22 protein-coding genes and 1 pseudogene are annotated in these 25,315 nt (G+C 57.2%); 6 read left to right on the top strand and 17 right to left on the bottom strand.

From position 1 onward, the window contains the following. Nucleotides 1-29: 29 nt before the first annotated feature. Nucleotides 30-1,163, top strand: coding sequence for a LacI family DNA-binding transcriptional regulator (locus DWX63_RS08495; RefSeq protein ID WP_233514516.1), 1,134 nt, complete (start codon nucleotides 30-32; stop codon nucleotides 1,161-1,163). Nucleotides 1,164-1,376: 213 nt separating this feature from the next. After that, nucleotides 1,377-2,582, top strand: a complete 1,206-nt coding sequence (locus DWX63_RS08500) for an ATP-binding protein (protein ID WP_117843436.1) — start codon at nucleotides 1,377-1,379, stop codon at nucleotides 2,580-2,582. A 201-nt stretch (nucleotides 2,583-2,783) separates the two neighbouring features. Here the strand turns inward: DWX63_RS08500 and DWX63_RS08505 are convergent, their stop codons facing one another. Continuing rightward, complete coding sequence (locus DWX63_RS08505) at nucleotides 2,784-3,434, bottom strand: HAD family phosphatase (RefSeq protein WP_158559664.1); 651 nt, start codon at nucleotides 3,432-3,434, stop codon at nucleotides 2,784-2,786. A gap of 167 nt (nucleotides 3,435-3,601) precedes the next feature. Between DWX63_RS08505 and DWX63_RS08510 the strand changes: the two genes are divergently transcribed. Then, nucleotides 3,602-4,480 carry an ATP-dependent sacrificial sulfur transferase LarE gene (locus DWX63_RS08510; protein WP_117843438.1) on the top strand — a complete coding sequence of 293 codons (879 nt, stop codon included), beginning with the start codon at nucleotides 3,602-3,604 and terminating at the stop codon, nucleotides 4,478-4,480. Nucleotides 4,481-4,613: 133 nt separating this feature from the next. Here the strand turns inward: DWX63_RS08510 and DWX63_RS08515 are convergent, their stop codons facing one another. After that, nucleotides 4,614-6,314, bottom strand: a complete 1,701-nt coding sequence (locus DWX63_RS08515; protein WP_117843439.1) for an ATP-binding protein — start codon at nucleotides 6,312-6,314, stop codon at nucleotides 4,614-4,616. Nucleotides 6,315-6,745: 431 nt separating this feature from the next. Further along, nucleotides 6,746-7,327 (bottom strand): annotated as a pseudogene (locus DWX63_RS11150) (HAD family hydrolase); the annotation flags it as partial. Between the two features lie 209 nt (nucleotides 7,328-7,536). Between DWX63_RS11150 and DWX63_RS08530 the strand changes: the two are divergent. Both DWX63_RS08530 and DWX63_RS08535 read left to right on the top strand, forming a co-directional pair. Next, the gene (locus DWX63_RS08530; RefSeq protein WP_117843442.1) at nucleotides 7,537-8,520 is read left to right on the top strand and encodes a DNA/RNA non-specific endonuclease; all 984 of its coding nucleotides are present in this window, start codon (nucleotides 7,537-7,539) and stop codon (nucleotides 8,518-8,520) included. A 279-nt stretch (nucleotides 8,521-8,799) separates the two neighbouring features. Beyond that, entirely contained in the window at nucleotides 8,800-9,558 is a 759-nt protein-coding gene (locus DWX63_RS08535) for a GntR family transcriptional regulator (protein ID WP_199411168.1), read from the top strand. An 87-nt stretch (nucleotides 9,559-9,645) separates the two neighbouring features. Here DWX63_RS08535 and DWX63_RS08540 read toward each other — a convergent pair whose 3' ends face one another. The 12 genes from DWX63_RS08540 to DWX63_RS08595 form a co-directional block, all read right to left on the bottom strand. Beyond that, nucleotides 9,646-10,320 (bottom strand): triose-phosphate isomerase, encoded by a 675-nt coding sequence (locus tag DWX63_RS08540; RefSeq protein WP_117843443.1) that lies wholly within the window; start codon nucleotides 10,318-10,320, stop codon nucleotides 9,646-9,648. A 48-nt stretch (nucleotides 10,321-10,368) separates the two neighbouring features. Beyond that, nucleotides 10,369-10,722, bottom strand: a complete 354-nt coding sequence (locus tag DWX63_RS08545; RefSeq protein WP_117843444.1) for a PTS glucitol/sorbitol transporter subunit IIA — start codon at nucleotides 10,720-10,722, stop codon at nucleotides 10,369-10,371. 19 nt (nucleotides 10,723-10,741) lie between these two features. Next, entirely contained in the window at nucleotides 10,742-11,125 is a 384-nt protein-coding gene (locus DWX63_RS08550; RefSeq protein WP_117843445.1) for a transcriptional regulator GutM, read from the bottom strand. Between the two features lie 30 nt (nucleotides 11,126-11,155). Next, entirely contained in the window at nucleotides 11,156-12,175 is a 1,020-nt protein-coding gene (locus DWX63_RS08555; protein WP_117843446.1) for a PTS glucitol/sorbitol transporter subunit IIB, read from the bottom strand. 29 nt (nucleotides 12,176-12,204) lie between these two features. After that, a complete protein-coding gene (locus tag DWX63_RS08560) occupies nucleotides 12,205-12,750 on the bottom strand; it encodes a PTS glucitol/sorbitol transporter subunit IIC (protein ID WP_117640464.1) in 546 nt (181 codons plus the stop codon). Between the two features lie 183 nt (nucleotides 12,751-12,933). Next, nucleotides 12,934-14,424, bottom strand: coding sequence for a xylulokinase (locus DWX63_RS08565; protein WP_117843447.1), 1,491 nt, complete (start codon nucleotides 14,422-14,424; stop codon nucleotides 12,934-12,936). A gap of 15 nt (nucleotides 14,425-14,439) precedes the next feature. Then, entirely contained in the window at nucleotides 14,440-15,282 is an 843-nt protein-coding gene (locus DWX63_RS08570; RefSeq protein ID WP_117843448.1) for a class II aldolase, read from the bottom strand. Between the two features lie 181 nt (nucleotides 15,283-15,463). After that, nucleotides 15,464-16,120 (bottom strand): HAD family phosphatase, encoded by a 657-nt coding sequence (locus DWX63_RS08575; RefSeq protein WP_117843449.1) that lies wholly within the window; start codon nucleotides 16,118-16,120, stop codon nucleotides 15,464-15,466. 176 nt (nucleotides 16,121-16,296) lie between these two features. Beyond that, complete coding sequence (locus tag DWX63_RS08580) at nucleotides 16,297-18,372, bottom strand: translation factor GTPase family protein (protein WP_117843450.1); 2,076 nt, start codon at nucleotides 18,370-18,372, stop codon at nucleotides 16,297-16,299. A 297-nt stretch (nucleotides 18,373-18,669) separates the two neighbouring features. Beyond that, nucleotides 18,670-19,419, bottom strand: a complete 750-nt coding sequence (locus DWX63_RS08585) for an amino acid ABC transporter ATP-binding protein (RefSeq protein WP_199411169.1) — start codon at nucleotides 19,417-19,419, stop codon at nucleotides 18,670-18,672. A gap of 188 nt (nucleotides 19,420-19,607) precedes the next feature. After that, nucleotides 19,608-20,261 carry an amino acid ABC transporter permease gene (locus tag DWX63_RS08590; RefSeq protein WP_233514517.1) on the bottom strand — a complete coding sequence of 218 codons (654 nt, stop codon included), beginning with the start codon at nucleotides 20,259-20,261 and terminating at the stop codon, nucleotides 19,608-19,610. A 139-nt stretch (nucleotides 20,262-20,400) separates the two neighbouring features. Further along, nucleotides 20,401-21,261, bottom strand: coding sequence for a transporter substrate-binding domain-containing protein (locus tag DWX63_RS08595; RefSeq protein ID WP_117843453.1), 861 nt, complete (start codon nucleotides 21,259-21,261; stop codon nucleotides 20,401-20,403). Between the two features lie 348 nt (nucleotides 21,262-21,609). Here DWX63_RS08595 and rlmD point away from each other — a divergent pair, with 348 nt between their 5' ends. Then, a complete protein-coding gene (gene rlmD / locus DWX63_RS08600; RefSeq protein ID WP_117843454.1) occupies nucleotides 21,610-23,058 on the top strand; it encodes a 23S rRNA (uracil(1939)-C(5))-methyltransferase RlmD in 1,449 nt (482 codons plus the stop codon). A gap of 79 nt (nucleotides 23,059-23,137) precedes the next feature. On the opposite strand, the gene DWX63_RS08605 is transcribed toward rlmD, so the two are convergent. Then, the gene (locus DWX63_RS08605) at nucleotides 23,138-23,959 is read right to left on the bottom strand and encodes a phosphatase (protein ID WP_117843455.1); all 822 of its coding nucleotides are present in this window, start codon (nucleotides 23,957-23,959) and stop codon (nucleotides 23,138-23,140) included. 159 nt (nucleotides 23,960-24,118) lie between these two features. Then, nucleotides 24,119-25,309, bottom strand: coding sequence for a pyridoxal phosphate-dependent aminotransferase (locus tag DWX63_RS08610; RefSeq protein ID WP_117843456.1), 1,191 nt, complete (start codon nucleotides 25,307-25,309; stop codon nucleotides 24,119-24,121). Nucleotides 25,310-25,315 lie beyond the last annotated feature (6 nt).

Here is a 25,315-nt window from a genome sequence, read left to right on the forward strand (position 1 = left end):
TGTACTTGAAACGCATCAAAGGGGCCGCTATGGCAAAGGTTAAAATCAGCGACGTCGCGCGCGAGGCCGGGGTTTCGCTGGGCACGGTTTCCAACGCGCTCAACCATCCCGAGAAGTTGCGCCCCGAGACCCTCAGGCTCATCAACGAGACCATCAATCGCCTGGGCTACCTGCCCAACCAAAGCGCTCGTCAGCTCGCGGGCGGCGCCACCAAGTCCTTTGGCCTGGTGCTCCCCCGTCTCGACCACGGCTTTTCGCTCCAAATCGCCAGCGGCGCCCACAACGAGGCCCGCAAGCACGGCTACGATCTGCTCATCGCCAATGCCGATAACGACGATATTCTCGAGGATCATTACCTGCGCTATTTTATGGGCACGCAGATGTCCGGCGTCATGGTTCAGCCCATGGCGTCCCCCGACTGGCACCCCGCTATGACCAAGATGCCCGTGCCGATCGTCTATCTGGACATCCATTGCTCCGAGCCCGGTTACTACGTGGCCGCCGACAACGAGGCACAAGGGCGTATTATCGCCGAGCTCGCCATCGCCCGCGGCGCACGCCATATCACCGTTGTGGGCCGAGCGGCATTTATGCAGCTCGGCCTGCGCGTCCTTGGCATCCACAAGGCACTTGCCCTGCATCCTGATATCAAAATTGAGGTCATCGATGCCGGGGAGTGGAATACCGCAGCCGACGGCTACAGCATCGGTACCCAGATTGCCGAACGCCCTGCTGACGAGCGCCCCGATTTTGTCATCGGCCTGACCGATGTATTGGCCTCGGGCGTTATCTCGGCGCTGACCGACAAAGGCATCTCCGTCCCCGAGCAGGTCCGCGTGGCCGGCTGCGACGGCAACCCCCTTGCATGGAGCGGGTCGGTTCCCCTTACCACCGTGGCACCGCCGGGCTACGAAATTGGCCGCAAGGGCGTACAGCTCCTCATGGAGCAGATCGGGGACAAGCCCGCCGCCAAAACCAAACGAGTCCGCATCGGCTCCGCCGCGCGTACCGTCACCACGGTCACGACCGCCGAGGACATTAACCGCCAGGAGCTCGTGCGCCCCTTCTTGCTCGAGCGCGTGAGCACCCAAAAGGCCGAGCAGCACCCGACGGGCCCATCCGCGGCCCCAATAACCGACATCAACCTGGGCGCCTACCTGTAACAAAAAACGCCGCAACGGGAACAGTCCCGCTGCGGCGTTTTGCTGGCCCCATGTTCCCTCCCCGTTTAGCCGGACCTGCGGCTACGGATATTTATGGAATGTAATCCATTTTTCATTAACTTTTTTGTTAAAATAGATTCAATTCCATATTTTTAGATATTTCCTATAAGTATTGATTTTGCTCCAGTTTTTTCTCGCCAAGAAAGGGGTTTCATGAATCTGATTGATCGCAAACAGTACCTCGACTGGCTCATTTCGTGGAAAGACTCGCACGTCATCAAGGTCGTTTCGGGCGTCCGAAGGTCCGGCAAATCAAAGCTATTCGAAATCTACCGCAGCTACCTGCGCGATCATGGAATCACAGGCGGCCAGGTTATATCCCTCAACTTTGAAGACCTGGAGTTCGAGTCGCTTACGTCGTATAGAGCACTCTACGACTACATTTCCGCCAGACTCGTCCCCGATAAGATGAACTACGTTTTTCTGGACGAGATACAGCACGTCGAGCATTTCGAAAAAGCCGTCGACAGTCTTTTTATCAAAGACAATGTCGACCTCTACATAACCGGTTCCAACGCCTATCTGCTCTCGAGCGAGCTGGCAACTTTGCTCTCCGGTCGCTACGTAGAGCTCAAGATGCTGCCCCTATCCTTTAAAGAGTTTTGCTCGGCAAAAACCAATGACGGAAAGGCTCCCGCGCAGTTGTTTGACGAGTACATCACCCGGGGCTCTTTTCCCTTTATCGCCGAGACGGGCATTCAGGGACCCCAGGCGCGCGATTATCTTATGAGCCTCTACGATACCATCGTCATACGTGACGTTATCGAACGCCTGAAGGTCTCGGACGTCCCGACCCTGCGCGATATCACCAAGTTCCTACTCCATAGCATTGGAAACCGGATCTCGATTAAAAAAATCTCCGACACGCTCTCGTCCAACGGCAACAAAACCGACCAGAAAACCGTAGCCAAGTACCTCAAAGGCTTAACAGACAGCCTTGTGCTGTACTATGCTCCGCGCTATAACGTGCGCGGCCGGCAGCTTCTTTCAACAAACGGCAAATACTACGCCGTTGACCTTGGACTTAGAGGCGCTCTCGTCAAAACCCAAAGCAGCGATATCGGTCATATCCTCGAAAATGTTGTTTATCTCGAGCTCCTACGCCGTGGATACGACGTCTACGTGGGCGATATCGACGGCGGGGAAATTGATTTTGTTGCCCTAAACTCAGACGAGACAGCCTATTTTCAGGTTTCAGCCACAACGCTCGACGAAACTACCCTCAATCGAGAGTTGGCCCCCTTTAAGAAAGTCCGAGACAACTACCCCAAGACGCTTCTTACGCTCGACACGCTGTTTGCGGACGCGAACTACGAAGGAGTCCGCAAGCGCAACGTGATCGACTGGCTCCTGGAGTAACTTGTAGCGTCATAACCCTCCGCCAGCTCCTTACCAAGGCCGCAGCCCCAGTCGCTTAAAGCACAATGCCCCTCTTATCGGCCAAAACAGCAATCTTGGCGTGATAAGAGGGGCTGACTGCGTCAGCCCCTCCACGCAGGCGCCGTTACCGTCACCGTCCTGCGGGATCGGGCGCGGGGCATGGCGACTCGCGTGCAAACGCTAGCGCACGGCCTTGACCGCGGCCGGCAGATCGAACAACGTATCGAGCACGGCCTCGCAGCCATCCACCACGTCCTGCGGCAGCGACACGATATCGGGGACGGCAAAGACATGGCAGCCGGCCGTAATGCCCGAGACGCAGCCGTTGCGAGAATCCTCGACCACGGCGCACTCCTCGGGAGCAAAGCCCGCGCGCTCGCAGGCAAGCAGATACATCTCGGGGTCGGGCTTGCCGTGCACGACGTCCTCGCCGCAGGTCACCGTTTCAAACTTGTCAAAAAGACCAACCATCTTAAGGTTGCGCTCGGCCGTAACGAGGCGCGACGACGTCGCCAGGCCCACGTGATAGCCCGCAGCCAGCAGCTCGTCTATGCACTCGGCGGCGCCGGCCTTAAGCTCCAGTTCGGTCTTGACCATCTCGTCGCGAATCTCCTTGTGGCGGGCATAGACCGCCTCGGTAGTTTCGTGGCTGCCATAACGCTTATCAAGGATGTCCATGACGTCGGGCAGCGTGCGGCCGATAAACTGATGGATCAGGGCATCATCAATCGCGACCCCCAGCTCGGCAGCGCCCGCTTTCCATGCCTTGATGCCCAAACGCTCGGTATCGACCAGCGTTCCGTCCATGTCAAAAATAACAGCCTTGATCATATCGGTCCCCTCACCGGATTGCATTACTGCCACTCTACCGCACTTTACAAACTTGTATATAACGTATATAGCATATTGCACTTTCGTTACATAGATAGAAGTCTTATGACAAGCGGCTCGGTAGGATTATAGTTTTCGACCGAGTACTCAACGGCAAGGATCGATTCATGCTTTCAGACACCACCGCACCTGCAGAGGGGCTTCAGGACAAACTCGCAGCGCTCGAGCAGCTGCTTTTGGCATACGGACGCGTCGCCATCGGCTTTTCCGGCGGCGTCGACAGCAGCTTTCTGGCCGCGGTCTGCGCCCGCATCATGCCCGCCAGCACGCTTCTCGTTCACCTCACCACGCCGCTCATCGGCACGCCCGAGCAGGCTTCGTTTGAGCAGGCGGTTGACGGGCAGGCCGATGAGGGGCCGCACTTCAAGCTTCCCGTACTCAACCTCTCGGTCGATCAGCTGCAGCTCCCCCAGATAGCCTGCAACGACGCCGACCGCTGCTACCACTGCAAGCGCGCCGGCTTTACCGCCATCGTCAACCACGCCAAGTCGCTGGGCTTTCCCACCGTCATCGACGGCAGCAACGCAAGCGACCGCGGCGACTACCGCCCCGGCATGCGCGCCGCCCAGGAGCTCGGCGTGCGCTCGCCGCTTATGGAGGTCGGCTTTACCAAGGACGAGGAGCGCGAGCTGCTACGCGCCTGGGGCTATCCTGTCTGGAACCTGCCGGCAGGAGCCTGCCTGGCCACGCGCGTCCCCACGGGCGAGGAGCTCACGCGCGAGAAGGTCGATGTAATCCGCACCTGTGAGGACTACCTGCACGACCTTGGCCTGGACCAGGTCCGCGCACGCCTCGTCGGCGGCTGCATGCATATCGAGGCCGCGCCGGCAGACGTCGCCAAGATCGCCGCCCTCGGCAGCACCGCGGTCAACGACGAGGGCAAGGCCCCGCTTCCCGCCGCCATCGAATCTGCCCTGCGCAACCTAGGCTGCGATCATATCTCCCCCGAGGTCACCCCCTACATCCACGGCAACATGAACCTTTAAGTTACGCCGTTTAACCTACCAAAAAGGGACAGGTTTATTTTGGCAGGTTTTATCTGGGGAAATATCGCGGAACCATCGCCTCTCTAGTATCCACCTAACTTCGAGAGACACTAGAGAGGCGACTCGGCTGCATCTACCTCTTCCGATAGCGGCGGTTGCGGCTCGTCGATGAACCCATTACTTCAATGAGTCCTTTATCCGCCATTTTTGGCAGATGGTAACGGACGGACGAAATCTTGACCCCCGATGCAACCGCTATTTCTCGCGCCGTCATATCCATTCCGGCGCTGAGAGCCTCCAGGATCCTATCCGCCGTCGAAGCTGACGATTCTCTGCTCATATCGATAATTTCAAACGTGTCTTTGCCACACTTTGACAGGACATGTTTATCGACAAGGTCCCCGCAGATCAGGCGAATGTCATCCGAATCCCACTTCAAAGCCTCTCGTATTTTTTGAACATCGCATACGCACCCATGCTCCCGCATAAACATGAGCAATGTTTCCTCGCGATGCGTCAGTTCGGTGTCCACATGGCCCTGAATCCACATGCGGTTTTCAGCAAGCTCCGCCCCGTGCCGGGAAAGCAGCACCGTAAACGAATCGGCCTTAACGATAAATTTCGGCCTGCCAAGCGAACGAGACTCCATCTCGCGAATCATAGCCGGGATGCCAGATCCCTGACTTTCCGCAACAGCCCCCTCAGCATGCTCTAACGGCGTCGCCCCCATCAGACTCATGAGCTTTGGGTTTCGACAGCGCGATTCCCCGTCCGCAAGATTGTCCAACGTCTTTCCGCCCCAAAGCCCGCCGGGGTTTTTGATTTCTATTCTGTCTGGGTAGATATCGACGCTCACGGCCTGCCCCACAAACATGGGCGAATACTCTCGATGGATACAGGCATTCGCCAAGGCCTCGCGCAAAACCTCCTGGGGTACTTCCCAATCTTCCCTTCTACCAGCGCCTCGCACTATCGCCGCTTTGCGCAAGTTTCGTCCGATCGCAGCGAGGGCATCTTCGATGCAAGCCGGAATCGGGCCATCGCACAACTGGCGGTCAATAAACCGGGGTTGCCCAGGAGCAGATTTTTCCACATCGGAATGAACGGCGACATCGATCATCAGCTTAGGATAGAACTGCTGGGGGTAAATTCCCGCCGACAGCAGCCCCGCGAGCTTCACAGCTCCATCCTTTGTAGTGATATTGAGTCTGGCCAGCTGCTTTTCCAGCGTATCGGCCCCGCGCAAAACGCGCGGGGTCTGCAGCCGGCGATTTGCGATAATGGACCGCACGACATCTGGATCCAAATCCTCGACTGTTGCCTCCGAAACCACCGTACCGTCTGCATCACTCGGAAGCAGCGCGCTCTGTAGCTCATATAGCTCAGCGGGCGACATCTTGATATCTTTATCATCCACGCGCTTGTAGCTACCGTTCTGCACGCCGCGCGCGCCGATATAGCATGGCTTCGCTTTGAGCTCAAGTTCAAAGATGCGCACCAGAAGTACCTGGAGCCCGTCGACCTCGCCTCGATCAAGCTCATACCGCGGCGCATGGGTCACCACCGCCGCTGAGCCTCCGTCTCCGATACCCGAAACAAACTGGTCGCGCACCCTGTCGATAGCAAAGTTGGCAGAAGGAACAAATCCTTCGGCTTCGTTCAGGCCCAAAATAATGAGCCCGCCCGCAGTGTTCGCAAAAGCACTCACTGTCTCCCATACGTCTGCACTCAATTTATTCGTGCAGGCTTTAACTTCTACCGATGCGTCATCGGTCCCCCGCCTGCGAAGGCGCTCAACGATGAGGCCAAGAGGTTCATCCAGCAGCATTGGCATTCCGTCTCTCTAAAACAATAGATTTATCTCTCTAGAGTTTAGTATATCTCTCTAACTTTAGAGAGATAAGCGCCTAATTTTAGAGAGTTATTTAGAGAGATGTATCAAATTCACTGCTAGATTATCTAAGGCCATCTCTCTAACCGACTTTCTCTTTAGAGAGACGTTTAGAGAGACGAGCGCATCTCTCTAACCATGTGCTCCGCTCTTTAAAGCGTACACATCCCAACCGTGCCATAAGTTGCGGCGGGCATTACCCCGCCAACCCGCCAAAAGAGGACGGGTTTATTTTGGCAGGTTTTATCTGGGAAAACGCAAGCGAGGCCACGCCGAAGCCACCGTCATCAGCCTCGGCGCATACCTTTAGCGCACGGCCCTGACCGCCGCCGTCAGATCGAACAGCGTATCGAGCACGGCCTCGCAGTCATCTACCACGTCCTGCGGCAGCGGCAAGATATCAGGCACAGCAAAGACATGGCAGCCGGCCGCGATGCCAGAGACGCAGCCGTTGCGTGAGTCCTCGACCACGGCACGTTCCTCGGGAGCAAAGCCCGCGCGCTCGCAGGCGAGCAGGTAGATCTCGGGATCGGGCTTGCCGTTCAGGGTATCCTCGTTGCAGGTCACCGTTTCAAACTTGTCAAAGAGGCCGACCGTCTTAAGGTTGCGCTCGGCCGCAACGCGGCGCGACGACGTCGCAAGACCCACGTGATAGCCCGCGCCAGCAGCTCGTCCAGGCACTCGGCAGCGCCGGCCTTAAGCTCCAGATCGGTCTTGACCATCTCGTCGAGAGCATTCCTGTAGCGAGCTTCGACCGTCTCGACGATTTCGCGGCTGCCGTAATGCTCCTCAAGGATGTCCCTGACATCGGGCATCGAGCGACCGATAAACTGATGGACCAGCGCATTGTCAATCGCAATCCCCAGCTCGGCAGCGCCCACCTTCCATGCCCTCATGTCCAAACGCTCGGTATCGACCAGCGTGCCGTCCATGTCAAAAATGACAGCCTTGATCATATCGGTCCCCTTCGCCGGCTTGTATTGCCGCCACTCTACCACGCTTTCCAACTTGTATATAACGTATATAGCATATTGGGCTTTTGTTACATGAATCAATAACCCACCAAAAAGGGACAGGTTTATTTTGGCAGGTTTTATCTGGGAAAACGGTCTGCGGCGTCTCCTGCTAGACTGGTAGATTCGCAACCGATTACCCAGGAGCCCCCATGTCACGCAAGTCCGCCTACAAGCAAGTACTTTCCATCGGCACCGCCGTGGTGCTGGGATTTGCGCTGTTTACGGGATCGCTCGACGGGGCGCCCAAGCTGCTGTCGCCGCAAAGCGATGAGCAGGCGGCGGCCCTGGCCGAGAAGCAAAACGAGAGCCCCAGCCGCACCGATGACGAGGCGGACTTGGTCGCCCGGCTCGAATCGGGAACAGCGAGCTCCACGGATTCCGAAGGCGGCCAAGACGCCGGCGATGGCTCCGAATCGAATGCGGCGGGCAACGGTGATAGCGCCCCCGCCGACAGCGCCGCCACCCCCATCGACGAGGTCGAAAATCCCGATCTCGGCCGCGCGCGCGGCGTATACCTCACCAGCATTCCCGACTATGCCGGTAACCCCTACGTCGCCCTTCGCGCTGATGGCACGCACCCGCTCGGCACACCGTCGTTCACGCTCGATGAATACGAACGCGCCACCGAAGAGGGCTGCTTCAAGAAGTTCTCCAAGCTCGACAGCCTGGGCCGTACCCGCAAAGCACTCGCCTGCATAGGACCCGAATCGCTCGGTCAGGGTAAGCGCGGCGATATCTCACGTATCCATCCTGCCGGTTGGCACCAGCAGCGCTACGACTTTATTCCGGGTCAAAGCCTCTACAACCGCTGCCACCTCATCGCCTGGTCGCTCTGCGGCGAGAACGCCAATCGCAAGAATCTCCTCACCGGCACGCGCTATCTCAACGAAACGGGCATGCTGCCGTTTGAAGAGCAGATCCTCGGCTACATCCGCGACACTGGCAACCATGTGCTCTACCGCGTCACGCCCATGTACAACGAAGAGGAACTCGTCTGCCGCGGTGTCCGCCTCGAGGCGCAATCGGTCGAGGACCACGGCAAGACACTGTGCTTCCACGTGTACTGCTACAACCTGCAGCCGCATGTGCAGATTGACTACGCCACCGGCAAAAACCAAGCCAACGGGGACTAACCACAATCCATAACCCAAGGCAAAACCACCACCGAGGGACGGCCCCTTGGTGCTTTTTTCGACAACGGCAATGCCGCATCCTGAACCGAATAGACTCCGCACGGCCTCTATCCCCTACAGCATCGCGCCAAAGTCGCTGATTTCGAACAGGCGCCCAAGGCAGCAGAAGCCGCACACTAAATACGTAATTTATTCTTTGCAATTACAATCTCAATAAGTTAACGCTGCAGAACAACGTAAAATAAAGGCAATTTTGCTTCAAAGTAATCAGGAGATACTGTGACCAATCGCGTCAACGACTCATTTATTAAAAAGGACTGTGCCACCCCCATCTATATGCAAGTGGTCGAATATCTGCGCGAGAACATCGCCTCGGGAGCTTGGGAGCAAGCATCCAAAATCCCGTCGGAGGTCGACCTTATGAGCACGCTCGGCGTTAGCCGCGGCAGCATCAAAAAGGCCATTTCAAAGCTTGTTGATGAGGGTCTACTTGAGCAAATTCAGGGAAAGGGAACTTACGTTAAGTCCAAAGACATCTCTTTCCCCCTTACTGAAGGCCTTATCTCTTTCTCCGAGTCTTTAAGCGAGCAGGGCCTTTCTTTCGAAACCAGCATTCTCGATTGCAAAGTTTGCAAATGCGATGAAGACATCTCCAAGCACCTCGGCATTGCCGAAGGCTCCAATTATCTCCATCTTGAGCGCGTACGCAGCGTTGAGGGCGAGCCCGTCATGTTTATCGAGAATAACATCAACATGGCGCTTGTCCCAGGCATAGAGACGGCCGACTTTGTCAACGAGGGCCTTTTTGCGATTATCGAGCGGCTCTCTGGCCACCAGATCGAATACTCGAAGACCTCCTTTGTGGCAAAGCTCGCAGACACCCAACGCGCGAATGCGCTCGGTCTCTCTACGCAATCCCCACTTCTTCAGCAGCTTCAAACAGTCTACCTGGACAATGACTCCGCAATTGAATATGCGCGCGTGTGGCTTAAATCCAGCAGATTTCAACTTGGCACCGTTTTTCAGCGCCGCCATTAAACCTCTTGGGCGCGACAGCGTTGCTCCCAACAAGATTCCAAAACGCAAGAAGGCGAACCCGTGGGTTCGCCTTCTTAGTAAGCGGATTTAGTCCAGCGCGTCAAACAGCTCTGTAAGCAACGCCGTCCTGTCATCCGTAATCGCCAGGGCGCTCGAAATGCCGGTACCCTGCGCGCCAAGCCCGATCAGGCGACGAACATCGTCTCCACACCTGATTCCCGCCCCCTCCATGATAACGATGTCGGGATTAATGGACCGAACGGCGGCAATGGTCTCTGCGATGTAATCATCACCGCTTGTATGACCCGTACCCACCAGGCTGCTCGGCTCGCAAAGAATCACATCCGGGTTCATTGCTGCAACCGCCTTGGATTCGGTGACACTATCGGCCGCAACAATGGTTAGAATCTCAAGCTCACGAGCGCGATCAATCGTTGCCGCCAGCTTGTCAACGGCCAGGGGGTGTGCCGTGTGATTAAGAAAGACAGCTCGAACTCCCGCGCTCTTAAGCGACTCAAGAGGCGTCAGTCCCATTCCCTTTCCATCGCCGATGAGATCGGCGTGCTGCGCCGTTGGAATTGCAAATTTCAGATCCTTTGCAACCGCGCAGAGCTCAGGAACGGGGGCGGTCCAGAAAATCGAATGATTTCGCCCTTTTGCAATCTCATCCGTAAGGTGGGCCGCTGCGATCGAATCGTCGCCAAGCAGATAGGTCTTAGGACTGACCGTAAAAAGTGGCAGTTTTAAATCGGAACGTTTCAAGGGAACACGTCCTTTCCGACTAATACATGGCCTGCCAAACCGAGCGAGTTAGCTATTAAAGCTGATCTCAATGCCGGCCTCCAGTTTGGGAAGCGTGCTAGGCGCCACGAGAACAGTTCCGGGAAGCAGCTCTCGCTCACCATCGAACGCAATGGTCAGATGACCGAGTCCTCCCATGTTCTCATTTGCGGCCTCACCAAACTCCTTAATCGTGTAGACCTGGTCGCCGATAGAGATAGTGCCGCCCTCGACGAGCACGCTATTCTCCGTGGGGACCCCATCGTGAACGACGCAAATGTCACGCAACTCCGCAGGAGCAGTCGGGCCAAACAAGACCACCATCTTCTCGTTGAGAAGTTCCTCAACAAACGAGCCAATCTCAGTGACCGTAACCTTGTACATTTGATTTCTCCTATCTTAGTTACGCTGCAGACGCAGTCATCGACCTGTCAATAACACGAATAGCCTGGGCAAAAGCATCGTGATAGCTTTCGTTGGCCAAATGGTCCAGAGCCGTTTCGATATTCAGCCCCAGCATCTCGCCCATCTCCGAAAACTCCGGTTTGAGGGAGAGGCCCTTGAGCTCATAGCAACCGGTAATCACGCCGTCATGATCCGTCAGAATCATCACAAACGCTTTTCGGCTAAAGCTAACCTTGCACATACCCGTGCCCAAGTATCCCTCATGATCACGAGCGTGCTCATGGATAAGGATGCGAACCTTCCTCCAATAGCGATACTGGGTAAATGTCCCAGCAAGCCACACAAGGATAAAGAAGGCTATTGTAATGAGCGCGTTGAGCATAGCAGGCCTTTCCCTCTCAAAGCATTCAGTTTACAGGCCGAAGGACAGTACGTAGGCAAGAACAATCTGGATCGGGGTAGTGATCAGCTTACCAAACAGGAACGCAGGGTAACCGATCTCGATCGTCTCGGGCTTTGCCTCCATGAGGGTCATGCCAACGGGGGCAAAATCGGAACCAACCTGGCAATTGACAGCAAAGAAGCCGGGAAGGGCAAAGTTGGCAGGAATCGTGCCGTTGGCGATCTGGTTGCCAACGAGGACGGAAAGCACGGAGGCGATGATTGCGCCCGGGCAGATCAACGGCGAGAGGAACGGAATCGAGCAGAACATGCCGATCGCCAGCATGCCGGGCAGCGAGCCCGCGAGAGGCGTAAGGACGCCAGCGAGAACATTTGCGAAGCCGGTATAGTTGATGATGCCGATCAGAACCGAGACGAACGCCATGAAGGGGATGATGTTGCGGATAACATCGTTCACGGTATCGCGCGCAGCCTGGTAGATGATGCTGATAACGCGGCCGACACCGGTGCCGATCTTGGAGACAACGTCCATGAAGCCGTTAGACTCCTTGGATGCGAGCTCGGCACGTCCCTCAGCGATCTTGGCGTGGACGTTTTCCTTCGTCGTCTCCTCGTGTGCCTTCTCGGCCTTTACCGGCTCAGCGGGAACATCGGCCGCATCGGCAAGGACGATGCAATCGGGATTGACGTCAGATGCAAAGAGATCCTCGGTGATGAACTGGGCCAGAGGACCAGACGGAGAACCGGGCTTGATGTTCAGCGTCTTAAGGCCCATCTTGGGATAGGTGCCGCAGCGAGCCACGCCGGCGCAGTCGATGACAACGGCGCATGCCTGATCGGTCTCGATCGGGTCCTTAAACTGGTCGTGCGCCTCGGCGCCGGTAAGCTCCGCAATGCGAAGGGCGACCGGGCTGATGCCACCCAGGGTCACGCTCAGAACATAAGGCTTCTCGGCCGTGGGGGTAATGATGAGGGGACCGCCCCAACCGTTGCCGCCGTGGGACGCCTTTACGCTTTTGAATTCACTCATGATTTAGACTCTCCTTTTGCGCTGAACTACTAGGCGGCAAGCTTAGCTTCGTTGCGCTTCTTCATGATGAGGTACAGCTTCTCGGTGACAATGCCCTTGATCAGGCAGACGATTAGACCAACAATGAGGAAGCGGATAGCAAGCTCGGAGGAGTTCTTTCCCAGTGCCTCGTAGCCGGCCGAGATACCAAGCCAAACAAAGAGCTCGGAAGAGTTAGCGTGCGGGAAAAGACCAACGATGGGGTGCATCATGGACACGACCGCATCGTAGAATGCGGGCTTGTAGTCCTCCTCGACAAACACACCAAAGGTGTATGCCATCGGATTGCAGAGGAAGAAAGTGCAAAGGAACGGGATGAGGGTATAGCGGAGAACTGCATACTTGGTGCACTTCTTCATGAACCCATAGACACGCTCCTCGCCGATCAGCTGGATGACTGCCTTGATCGTAAGGATCAGGCAGATCAGCATGGGGATCATGCCCGTAATAAACGAGGCAAACTGATCACCAGCCGCATTAAACAGGCCGGTAAAGCCCTCCGCAAGGAAGATAAGGAAATCGTTTACTGCTCCCATTTTCATTCTCCTTAGTTAATGTTCGTTACTTCTATCGTTCTACCTGAGCGCCCCCTCCTCCTTTTCAATCGGCCATATACGCTCATGGTTGTCTACGGTTGTCTATATCTTACAAAGGGACCGCTCTTCGAGTTGCCTTCTCGCATTCCTTTCGGTGAACGGTAGATTTTACAAGACAAACGGCTACGCGCTATTTAGCTCATAGATAATTTGGAGTGCCTCGAATATACGCATATACCTGCTAAAACGCGCGTCGTAGAGCTCATGGGCCCTGTCGTTTTTTTCAATGGAATCGAGTTTTCTGCAGACCCCTGCGGCAACCGCCGTCAAGTCTTGGCCGCAAGAAGCCGAGAGAGCCAGCAGCGCCGCGCCCTGACCGGCACCGGAGGATTCCATCCGCACCATATCGACCCCCAACACGTTGGAGAGCGTTTGCGCCCAAAAATCGTTCTTGGCCCCTCCTCCAACGAGCCTGATGCTGCGCCACTCTTCCGAATGGTCCACGGACTCCTTGAGCTCCCTTAAGGCATACGCCGTGCCCTCCATCAGAGCCCTTTCGAGCTCGGAACGAGTCGTGTCAAGATCAAGCCCCAGAAAGGCACCGCGTACCGACGGGCAACCGTGCAGGACTTTTTCTCCCGATAGATGGGGGTAGAACATGAGATCCCTCATGTCGTAGAAGGGGTCCTCGACGGCCTTGTCCTCCAAATCGTAGGACTCACTGCTTAGAATCTGCCCGTACCACCATTCCTTGGCACCGCCGCACGATCTGATACTCAGCTGAATTTGGGTCTTAAGGGTATTTCCCCACTTGAACAACACGGGCTTGCCAACAGCCGGAAGGTCAACTCCCTCAGATGAATACATCAGCACGCCGCTTGTTCCAAGTGAGATGGTGGGGACGCCCTCCAAAAGGCATCCCGTGCAGATCGCTGCCGCGGGATTGTCGCCCGTTCCCCTCACGATCATGGCACCTGCGGGAATTCCCGTCTCGCTTGAAGCTCTCTCAACCACGGCCCCAATTACGGCATCAGAAGGCTCGACAACGGGAAGCAACGACTCGGGGATTCCAAAATGCTCGCAGACCTCACCGATCCAAGCTTGCCTCTCGTTATCGTAGAGCCCTGTTGTCGAAGCCCCGCAATAGTCCGTACCAGCACGCCCGCCAAACTTGAGAGCAATCCAATCTGAAACCGAAAGAAACACTTCGCTCTTTGAAAGGCCCTCAGGATTATTCTTAGCTATCCATGCAAGGTTAATCGCCGGAACCCCAGTCGAAAGAAAGCTGGCGACCCTAGGATGGCCCGCAGACAGAGCCCACTGCTTCTCGGTAAAGACAGCGTCAATCGTGCGCTGGTCGTTCCACATTATGGCGGGACACGTTGGCACCCCATCGGCATCGATCAAGACCGTCGTGTGCATCTGCCCGGTAGCACCAACGCCTTTTATTAGAGACAGGTCAACTTTCTCTCCAAGCAGGGAGCATGCAGAGCAAATGGCGATCCACCATGTCTCCGGATTGATCTCCCGCCAACCGGGATGAGGCTCAGAGCACTCGTAAGCCTCGCTCGCAGTCGCGACAACTTTTCCGCCTTCATCAATGCACGTGAGCTTCACCGATGACGTGCCCACATCGACACCAAGGTAGAGCGCACCCATTATCGCCTCATCCATGTTCGTAATTCCGCGCTACTCAGCGATGCCGTTGATGGCGTGCGTCGTCTTGTAAGCAACGTCCGCAACTGCCTTACGTGTATCAATCAGTACCTTGGCGAGATTATGCTCGTTGTTGTTTGCCTCGTACGCCTTGCCAACCGTCGTGATGTAGGCCTTGCGCAGGTCGCTTGCGATGTTGATCTTGGACATCTTGTGTGGCTGCATAGCGTGGATGGTCTCATAGGGAATGCCCGAGCCACCATGAAGAACGAGGGGACACGGAGACACCTCGGCAAGCTTCTCAAGCAGCGGCAAATCGATGCGCGGCGTATCCTCAAGGCCGTGAACGTTGCCGATAGACACGGCCAACAGGTCGCAGCCCGTGCGCTCCACAAACTCGCAAACCTGATCGGGGTCGGTCTTAAGATCCGCCTCGGAAACATGATCGTCTTCTTTGCCCTTGATGGCACCGAGCTCAGCCTCAACGGGCACGCCGTAGCAATGGCAGTAGTCAACTGCCTGGCGCGAGAAGCGAATGTTCTCCTCAAAGGGCAACGCGGCACCGTCGATCATAACGGAGGTAAAGCCGGCCTGAACCGCCTGTCGAACATCCTCGAGCGTCTTGCCGTGGTCAAGATGCAGACACGTGGGAACGATATAGTCCTCCGCCGCGCGTTTAACGATAGAGGCGATCATGCCGTAATCGGAAAGCTTAACGTTGGTAGGGGCGATCTGGAGGATGCCCGGCATGCCGGCCTTCTGCAATCCGTCCAAGATACCCAGGGTCATCTCCATATTGGTCGTGTTATATGCGGGAAGGAGCCATCCGTTCTTGCGTGCAATCTGGATCAGCTCAGTCGAAGTTACAACTGCCATGATTCCTCCAACCGGGTTACGGCAATTCGAGTTGAGTTTACGTTCCAGATACTTATATAGACGTCTATGTACCTGTTTATAGACGACTATATACCTTTTTGATTCTTGCGCATAGCATTAAATGTCTCGAATTAGAAAAAGGGCTGCCGAGAAACAGTCGACAGCCCATCGTTCAACCTGTTTACCCCAATGTTCCGCTTGCCAGCATGTCGACAACATCATTAAGGTTCAGGACAATCGCCGTGGCTAATCTTTCCATCTCTTCTGTTGGCTCGGAGAGATCAGGAACCATGACGGTGTGAAAACCTCCTGCAAAGCCCGCGCGCACCCCGTTATAGGAATCCTCCAAGACGAGGGATTTTTGCGGCGGCACCCCTAGCTCGTCCGCCGCTTTTAAAAAGACGTCAGGATAGGGCTTGGCATGCTCGACCTCGATACCAGAAACGATCGAATCAAAATATGGAAGTATTCCTCCCCTTATCAGGTTGGCCTTGATCATCTCCCTGCTCGACGAGGAGGCAACCGCCATCGGAATCCCTTCAATCTTGAGATACTCGAGAAGCCTATCCAATCCAGGTTTTTTCTCTGCGCCATGGGCCAATGCTTCATGGGCTATTTCGTAAAAACGATCAACAAATGCCTTGGGGTCGACTTCGTCACCATACCATTCGCGAATAATGGATACGGCCTCGGCTCCATTGGTTCCGCGCATGGCGTCCGCAAGGCCCTCCATGCACTCAACCCCAAACTCGATTGCGGTCTTAGGCCAACAAGAAGCCCAGATAGGCTCGGTGTCAAACATAAGCCCATCCATATCGAAGATAACCGCCTCGTACATATTGCCTCCCTGTTCAAGTAGACGTCTATATACGTTTATTCTAGCAAAGGAGGACTTTTCTCTACTGCAACGGCACAAAAAGGTGCCCGCCCCACAGATGCTGGGGCGGGCACCTCGCCCGCCAAAAAAGCCGCCACAACGGAACTACCCCATCGCGGCGGTTTTTTATCGTCTAGTTACTTAGCGCGGCCCTCCTCATAGCGCTCGACCAGCTTGGCCTGAACGTCATAGGGCACCTGCTCATAGCCCGCGGGCTTCATGGTAAAGTCGCCCGTGCCGCGCGTGATGGAGCGCAGGCGCGTCGAGTAATCCGTCAGCTCGGCCAGCGGCGCCTGGGCAATGACCACGGTGTCTCCGCGCTCATCGGTCTCCATGCCCGTCACGCGACCGCGCGAGGCCGAGATGTCGCCCATCACGGCGCCGGCGTAGCTCTCGGGGATCGTCACCGTGATTTCCTCGATAGGCTCCAGCACCACTGGATCGGCATCGGTGCATGCCTTGCGCAGGCCGATGCGAGCCGCCGCGCGGAACGCCATCTCGTTGGAGTCGACGCTGTGATACGAACCGTCGTACACAGCCACGCGAATGCCCGTGAGCGGGTAGCCGGCAATAATACCGTCCTTCATGGTCTCCTGGACGCCCTTGTCCACGGCGGGAATCAGCGAGCGCGGAATGCGACCGCCCACGACCTCGTCCACGAACTCATAGCCGTCGCTCGTGCCGTCGGACCCAATGAGCGGCTCGACGCGCAGCCAGCAGTCGCCGTACTGACCGGCACCGCCGGTCTGCTTCTTGTGGCGACCCTGGGCGCTCGCCGTGCGGCGGATGGTCTCGCGATACGGAATGCGGATCGGCACGCTCTTGGCGGCGACCTTGGTGCGGTCCTCCAGACGGTTGAGCAGCACCGAAACCTGTGCCTCACCAACGGCAGAGATAATGGTCTGGCCAGTCTCCTCGTCGCGGTCGATGCTCATGGTCGGGTCTGCCTTGCAGGCCTTCTCGATAAACGTGTAGAGCTTCTCTTCGTCGCCGCGATTCTCGGCCTCGATGGCGATGCGGTACTGAGAGTTGGGGAACTTAAACGCCGCAGCCTCGACCTTACCGGTAATGGAGAGCGTATCGCCCGTCTCGGCCGCCAGCTTGGGCGCCACGATGATGTCGCCGGCATAGGCGTGACCGACCTCGGTCATGTCGCGACCGCACATCACATACAGGTGAGCCAGACGGTCGCCCTTGCGCGTACGCGCGTTGATCAGCTCAAGACCCGGCTCAAGCGTACCCGTCAGCACCTTGATAAAGCTGATGCGACCTTGTTGCGGATCGGCCAGCGTCTTAAACACAAACGCCACCGGACGGTCATCGTCACTCGAGATCTTAAGCGAATCGCCGTCGATGAGCGGCATCTCGCCGTAGTCGGTCGGCGCCGGGAAGTACGTCGCGATGTCGTCCATCAGCGAGTTGACGCCCTGCTCCTTAATGCAATCGCCCGCAAAGACCGGCACAAAGATGCGCTCGGCAATCGCCTTCGACAGCAGGCCTTCAAGCTCCTCCTGCGTCAGCGTCTCCTCGCCTTCCAAGTACTTCATCATCAGTTCGTCGTCGGCCTCGGCCACCAGCTCGCACAGATGGTCATGGGCCTCCTCGGCCTGGGCACGATACTCCTCGGGAATCTCCGACTCAACGGCCTCGGCGCCGTTGCAGTGGCGCGCCTTCATGCGCACCAGGTCGATGATGCCGTCAAAGTCCTCGCCCTCGCCCCAGGGAAGAGTCACGGCGCCCAGGCGCGTACCAAAGCGCTCCTGCAGTAGGTCCATTGTGGTCGCAAAGCTGGCCTCGGAGCGCGACAGGCGGTTTACGAACACCGCACGCGCCAGGCGCAGGTCCTCGGCGGCATACCAGAGCTTAACCGTCGTAGGCTGCGGGCCGGCCTCGGCGTCGACCACAAACAGGGCCGTCTCGCAGACGCTCATCGCGGCAAAGGCGTCGCCGATAAAATCGGGGTAGCACGGGGCATCGAGCACATTGATGCGCGCGCCCTTCCAGTCGATCGGCGCAATGGTCGTCGAGATGGAAAATGCACGCTTAACCTCTTCGGGGTCATAGTCGAGCGTGGGCTTGGTGCCGTCGTGGCCGCCAAGGCGGGCGGTCTTGCCGGAAAGGTGGAGCATGGCTTCGGCGAGTGAAGTCTTGCCCACCCCGCCTTGGCCTACGAGCACCACGTTCCTTACGTTACCGGTCTTGGGAGCACCCATGATGACCTCCTTGCAGGGCCGCGCGCAATGCGCGACGCCAACGGGGAGAGTTCGCGGTCGGTGCCATCCCGGGAGCAGCATGGTCGGCAGCCGAGCCGACTCACCCTCCAAATGTCCTATGCCACCACCCTACCCTCACGGGCGACCGTCCATGCACACCTTTCGGCACGCGTATGAATACAGACGGCGAGAGGATGGGGCGAGCAGGCGAGAGGATTATTAAACCCCATCGATACAAATAAAAGCCGCCGCAGACCATAAGACCTGCGACGGCTTCATCTCAATATATAGTTGAGTCTAGCTCTCGATACGGCTCAAGAACTCACGGGTGCGCTGCTCACGCGGATGGTCGATAACCTGCTCGGCAGGACCCTCCTCGACAATGCGGCCGCCGTCCATAAAGACCACGCGGTCGGCAACATCGCGCGCAAACTGCATCGCATGGGTCACGATCACCATCGTCATATTCTGCGCGGCGAGGTCTTTAATGACGCGCAGCACCTCGGCCGTCAACTCTGGATCGAGCGCCGAGGTCGGCTCATCAAAGAACAAGATTTCCGGGTCGAGCGCCAGGGCGCGGGCAATACTCACGCGCTGCTGCTGGCCGCCCGAAAGCTCACATGGCACCTTGTTCTCATTGCCCGTAAGCCCCATCTGCGCGATCAACTCATGCGCACGCGCCTCCGCCTGCTCACGCGGGCGCTTAAGCACGCGGATCGGCGCGTCGATGATGTTTTTCATCACGGTATAGTGCGGGAACAGGTTGTAATTTTGGAACACCAGGCCGAATCGCGAGCGTGCCCGCTTGGGCACATCGCCCTTCGCATAGACCGCGCCCGAACCCGCATCCGTCGCAACGGCAAGGTCACCAAACGAGAGTGAGCCTCCGTCGAGTGTCTCGAGCAGCGTGGCACACCGCAGCAGCGTGGACTTGCCGCCACCCGAAGGCCCGATAATCGCCACGACCTCGCCACGCTTCACCTCAAGCGAGATATCCTTGAGCACCTCATTGCCGCCAAACGCCTTACGCGCGTTCGTTATCATCATTACCGTTCCGGACACGGGAACCTCCATGTGTTTGAGAAGTCAGCGAGCGTGTGGCTGACGAGACAATGTGCTTCGAAAGAGGAGCGCCGCGTACTTCTGTACGCAAGCGACGGTTTGAGGAGCAGATTGGCCGTCAGGCACGCGCGCAGCGTCGAGCAGTCCGCCGTTCGCTAGAACGGCGGAACGATCTAGTCATGATAATAGTCCAGCTTCTTTTCGGCGGCGCCCAGCAGCATCTCGACCACAAAGTTAAAGACCCAGTAGATCAACGCCGCGATCGCAAACGGCACCATGCTCACCTGCGAGGCGACCAGTGCCTTGGCCGTCGAGAACATCTCACCCACGCCAATGGCAAACGCCAGCGACGTGTCCTTGACCAGCGTGATGATCTCGTTGCCCATCGCAGGCAGAATACGCTTGGCGACCTGCGGCATCACGATATACAGAAACGTCTGCATGCGCGAATAGCCCAGCACCTCGGCTGCCTCGTATTGACCGCGCGGAATCGACTGCAAGCCCGAGCGATAGATCTCGGCAAAGTAGCCGGCGTAGTTGATGATGAACGCCACGACGCACGCCGTCCACTTGGAATCGGGCGTGAGCGAAATGCCAAACACGTAGTACGGGGCAAAGTAGATGGCAAACATCTGCAGCATGAGCGGCGTACCGCGCATGACCGAAATGTAGATGCGCGCAATCCAGCGGAGCGGCGCAATTTTGCTCATGCGCATAAACGTCACGGGGATTCCCAGCGGAATCGACCCGAGTAACGTCAGCACAAACAACTGCAAGCTGACCAAGAATCCCTGGCCAAGCATCTGCATCATGACCTGAATAGACAACCTAAGCTCTCTTTCACAGCAACGGAACAGCGGTTTTTACTCTCAAATAGGCACAGTGCCCAAGATTGCGAGCGACAAGCCCGACGAAGCGTACTTTGGTACGCGAGGAGGGTTGGAGCCGCAAGGTTGGGTGCTGCGGCTATTTGAGAACCCAGTTGTCGAAGGACAGACCGTATTCTGCATACTTGTCGCACAGGTCCTTGACCGTGCCGTCCTCGTAGAGCGCCTTGAGCGACTCGGTCACGGCATCGGCGGACTTGGTGTCGCCCTTCTTAAAGCCGACGGCGTAGTGCTCGCTGGACAGCGGCTTGTCGAGCTGCGTATAGGCATCGGGCTTGGCGGCAAGCTGATACTGGGCAATCGAAAGGTCGCAAGCCACGGCATCGACCGCGCCGCTCTCGAGCTGCATAAAGGCCGTGTTGTACTCGCCGATGGTATCGAGCGTGGCAAACGTCGCGGCCAGATCCTTCTGGTCGCCCTCGAGCACATCCTGCGCAGCGGAATCGGTCTGAGTGATCACGGTCTTGCCAGCGAGATCGTCCCAGCTCTTGATACCCGCATCCTTCTTGACCACGAGCACCTGTTCGTTGAGCATGTACGGCTCGGAGAACGTGTAGTCGTCCTCGCGGCCCTCCATGGTAAAGCCGTTCCAGATGCAGTTGATAGCACCCGAGTTGAGCAGCGTGTCCTTGGCATCCCAGTCGATAGCCTCGTATTTGACCTCCCAGCCCTGCTTATCGGCAACGGCCTTGGCAAGGTCGAGGTCAAAGCCGGTGTACTCGCCATCGTCGCCTACAAAGCCATACGGAGGATAGGACTTGTCAAAGCCCACGACGAGCTTCTTGGACTCCGCAGCACCCTTCACGTCCCTGGCTGCGGCAGAACCGGCAGCGGAGCCCTTGCCGGCACCACCGCCGCAGCCGACAAGACCAAGGCCGAGCACCGTGGCAAGCGAACCGGCTAGACCAACAAACTGACGGCGAGACATATCGGTATTCATGGTATTCCCCCTTGATAGCACTTTAGTTAGGTAAAGTGAGTCATGTAACGTCCAGAATCATACACTTTACCTTGATAGAGTACAAGGGAGGGGTTGCCCGGCGCGGGCGGAGAGCGGCGCGTAATTAAGTTTCCTGCTCTACAGTCCTGCGCAAGCCGGAAAGCACATTAAGTGCTTTCCTTTGCGTGCGGAACTCGCGATAAACTTAATTACGCGCCGCTCTCCGCCCGCGCCGGGCAAACATCGTTGGGCTTATCACTGACAGGAAATGGGCGCCTGCATATCGCCCGCCGGCTTGGCACGGTACAATGCTTGCAGCTTTTAATTCATGAATTAGTGGAGTTATTGATGGCAGAATCTCGTGCGGAGCGTAAGGCTCGTCGTGCTTTGATCGAGTCGGCTGAGGGGTCTCAGGAGAAAAAATCTTCTAAGAAATCCAAGTCTTCTCGGGATGCGAAGGGTAAGTCGACCAAGGGTAAGGCTAAGGCCAAGCGTTCTGACTCTCGTCGGGATGGGGATAAAGCGCCTCAGACTCGCTCCAAGCGCCCGCATAACGATTCGGTTCCGTCCTCGCATAAGGCCGTGGATCCCAAGTCTCCTTGTTCCATCATGAAGGCCTGCGGTGGGTGCACGGCACTCAATCGTCCTTATAAGAAGCAGCTCGCCGCCAAGCAGGCTGCTATGGAGGAGCTTTTTGCCGCCCTTTGTGAGCGCGAGGGTATTGCCGTTGATCCCATTCGCGGTATGGGTGTTACCCTGGGCGACCCGGGCAAGTATCCTGCACCGCGTGGTTTTCGTCATAAGGCTGCCACTCCGTTTGCTCCCGGTAAGGAGGGCACTGTCCGTTGCGGTTTCTTTGAGCGCGGCACGCACAAGATCGTTGCCGTACCCGAGTGTCCTGTCGAGGCGCCGGGCGCTCGTCAAATTCTCAACGGCATCGCGCGCGAGGCCGAACGTCTGCATATTCCCGCCTTTAATGAGGACAAGCATCTTGGTTTGCTTCGTTATGCCGTCGTCCGCTGCGGTTGGCGTACCGACCAGGTCATGGTTACACTCGTGACCGCCCAGCGTGACTTACCGCATGCGCAGGAGTTCTTTGAGGCCGTCGCGGCGCTCGATCCGCATATCGTCACCGTTGCCCAAAATATCAATGGCCGACCCGGTAACGCCATCTTGGGTGAGGAGACTCGTATCGTCTATGGCGCCGAGTGCATGCGCGACCAGCTGCTCGGTTGCGAATTCGATATCTCCCCCACCGCGTTCTATCAGACCAATCCGCAGCAGACCGAGCTGCTCTATCAGCTCGCGATTGACGGCATGGACCTGCAGCAGGGCGACATTCTCATGGACGCTTACTGCGGCAGCGGCACCATCGGTCTGTGTGCCGCGAAGGATGCCCAGAACAGGGGTGTCGGCATTATGCTGCTCGGCGTGGAGCGCAACCCGGCGGGCATTGCCGACGCACGTCGCAATGCCGAGCTCAACGGCCTCACCCGCAGCGCTTGGTTTATGGCCGACGACGCCACCGATTACATCCTGGACGCCGCCGATAACAACGAGCGCGTTGACGTTCTCTCCATCGACCCGCCGCGCGCCGGCTCCACGCCCGAGTTTCTTGAGGCCGCCTGCACACTTAAGCCGCGCCGCATCACCTACATCAGTTGCAATCCCGTCACCCAAGAGCGCGACCTACACCAGCTCCTCGACGGAGGTTATCGCCTGCTCAAGATCACGCCGGTCGACATGTTCCCCCACACCGACCACACCGAAACCGTAGCGGTCCTTGAGCGCCGCTAACCAACCCCGGTAGATTTTTGGGACAAGAAGGGGGCGTCCCGTCTGGACCGCCCCCCTTTCGTTGGGTATATGAGTCTCGTTACATCCCCTTGCGCAGGTCGCACACGCCGGCTGCCGCCATCTCGCGCAGCAGCGTCTCGCGGTCGCGCGTCACGATCAAGTCCAGTGGGAAGTGAATCTCGTCGAGCATCTTGCGCGCCTGATCGAGCTTGCCAATTGCCATGCCAATGTGCGCATCGGTCGAAACGCCAATACCCACACCCAACTCGGCGCAACGCTCGGCGATCTTGCGGCACACATTCCAATGCTCGGCATCCGCGCCATGCTCAAGACTGTGGTTGTTGATCTCGATAATCTTGTGCTTGGCCTTGGCCGCCAGCAGCACCTCATCGATATCGAACGGCACGCCCGAACGACCCGCATGCCCAAGCATGAACACCTTGGGATGCTCCAGGGCATTGATGTACATCTCGGTCGTCTGGGCGAGCGTCGCGCCTTCAGCGAACTGCGGATTATGCACGCTCGCAACCAAATAATCCAAATTGCGCGTAACCAAATCGAACAGCGAATGCTGGTGACTGTACGAATCGCCGGCAATATCGAGCGAAACGGGAATGCCCTCGCCAAACAGGCTTCCGTCCAGCGAAGCGATATCGGCCTCGGCACCACGCAGCACCAGCACGCCGCTCCAAATGCGCGGCCAGATATCCTGGTTGATAAAGAACTGGTAACTGCGCAGGTCATTAGGGCAAGCCGTAACCATAGAGCTCAAATGGTCGGCGGAACCGAGCACCTGAAGGCCGCGCTCTGCCGCCCAATATATGTTCTCCTCGATGGTTGAATACGCATGCGCAGAGAACATCGTATGAGTATGAATATCACAAGAAAGCAGGTAGGGCATCAGGTCTCCTTGTCCAGTATGGCCGTCGCGTATATTCATTGTACGCATAGCTTTCGGCAGTCGTAAAACTGCTTCATCCCAATCACACAACGGCATAGACAACGGGGTCTGGCTTAGCACCAAACCCCGTTTCACGTAAAACATTGTAAGTAGAGCGCTTTACTTTCGACGATATTCGTCGGCCAGTTGCTTCCAAGCGGGTAGCGAGTTGACGATGGTCTCGTAGCTCACACAGTAGCCAAGGCGGAACCAGCCCGGCATGCCAAAGCTATCCGAAGGCACCGCGAGCAGCTCATACTTCTTTGCGCGCTCGCAGAAGGCGTTCGCATCGGGCTCCAGCGCCTTCACCCACAGGTAAAATGCACCATTCGGCTCAACATAGGTGTAGCCGTACTCCGCTAGTGCATCGGTAAGCGCGGTGCGGTTGCGCGCATAGGCCTCAACGTCACTCGGCTCATCGATGCAATCGATAATCACGCGCTGGAAGAGCGCCGGCGCGCACACGAAGCCCAGCGTACGGGCGGCACCGGCAACGGCGGGCATTAGACGAGCTGCCTGAGGATTCGTATTGGGAACCAGGATCCACCCCACGCGCTCGCCCGGTAGAGAAAGCGACTTGGAATACGAGTAGCACACGATGGCGTGCTCGTAGATCGAAGGCACCCAAGGCACCTCGGCGCCATAGACAATCTCGCGATACGGCTCATCCGAGATAAGCATAATCGGGTTCTCGGGATCGCGCTTGGCGTTGACCTCGCACAAAACATCAGCCAGTCGCGTCAGGGTATCGCGCGTATACACGGCGCCGGTCGGGTTATTCGGCGAGTCGATGATGACAGCTGCCGTCTTATCGGTAATCGCCTTGAGCACGTTGTCCACGCTCAGCTGGAACGTATCTTCTTCGGCAAGCGCCTCGACACACGTACAGCCGGCCTTCTCAATCCACACGCGATACTCCGGGAAGTACGGGGCGATAACAATGACCTCGTCACCCGGGTTCGTAACGGCATTGAGCGTGCAGGTGAGCGAAGCCGCCGCGCCCACGGTCATAAAGACGTCCTTGCCCTCATAGCTCGTACCGAAGCGACGGTTAAGAGACTCAGCCACGGCGGTACGGCACTGCGGCAGGCCCGGAGCGGGCGTATAACCGTGCAGCTGGTCACTCGGCAGTTCAAGCGCCTTTTTGATGGACTCCGCGACGGCGGCGGGAGCAGGAACGCTCGGGTTGCCCAGCGAGAAATCGAACACGTTTTCCGCGCCGATTTGCGCCTTGCGCTCAAGGCCGTAGCTAAAAATCTCGCGGATAATGGAGCTTTCCGCACCGCGGGCATACATAGTTTCGTTGATCATCTGTTC

The sequence above is a fragment of the Collinsella sp. AF20-14LB genome (genome assembly GCF_003459505.1).
Classification (GTDB): Bacteria; Actinomycetota; Coriobacteriia; order Coriobacteriales; family Coriobacteriaceae; genus Collinsella.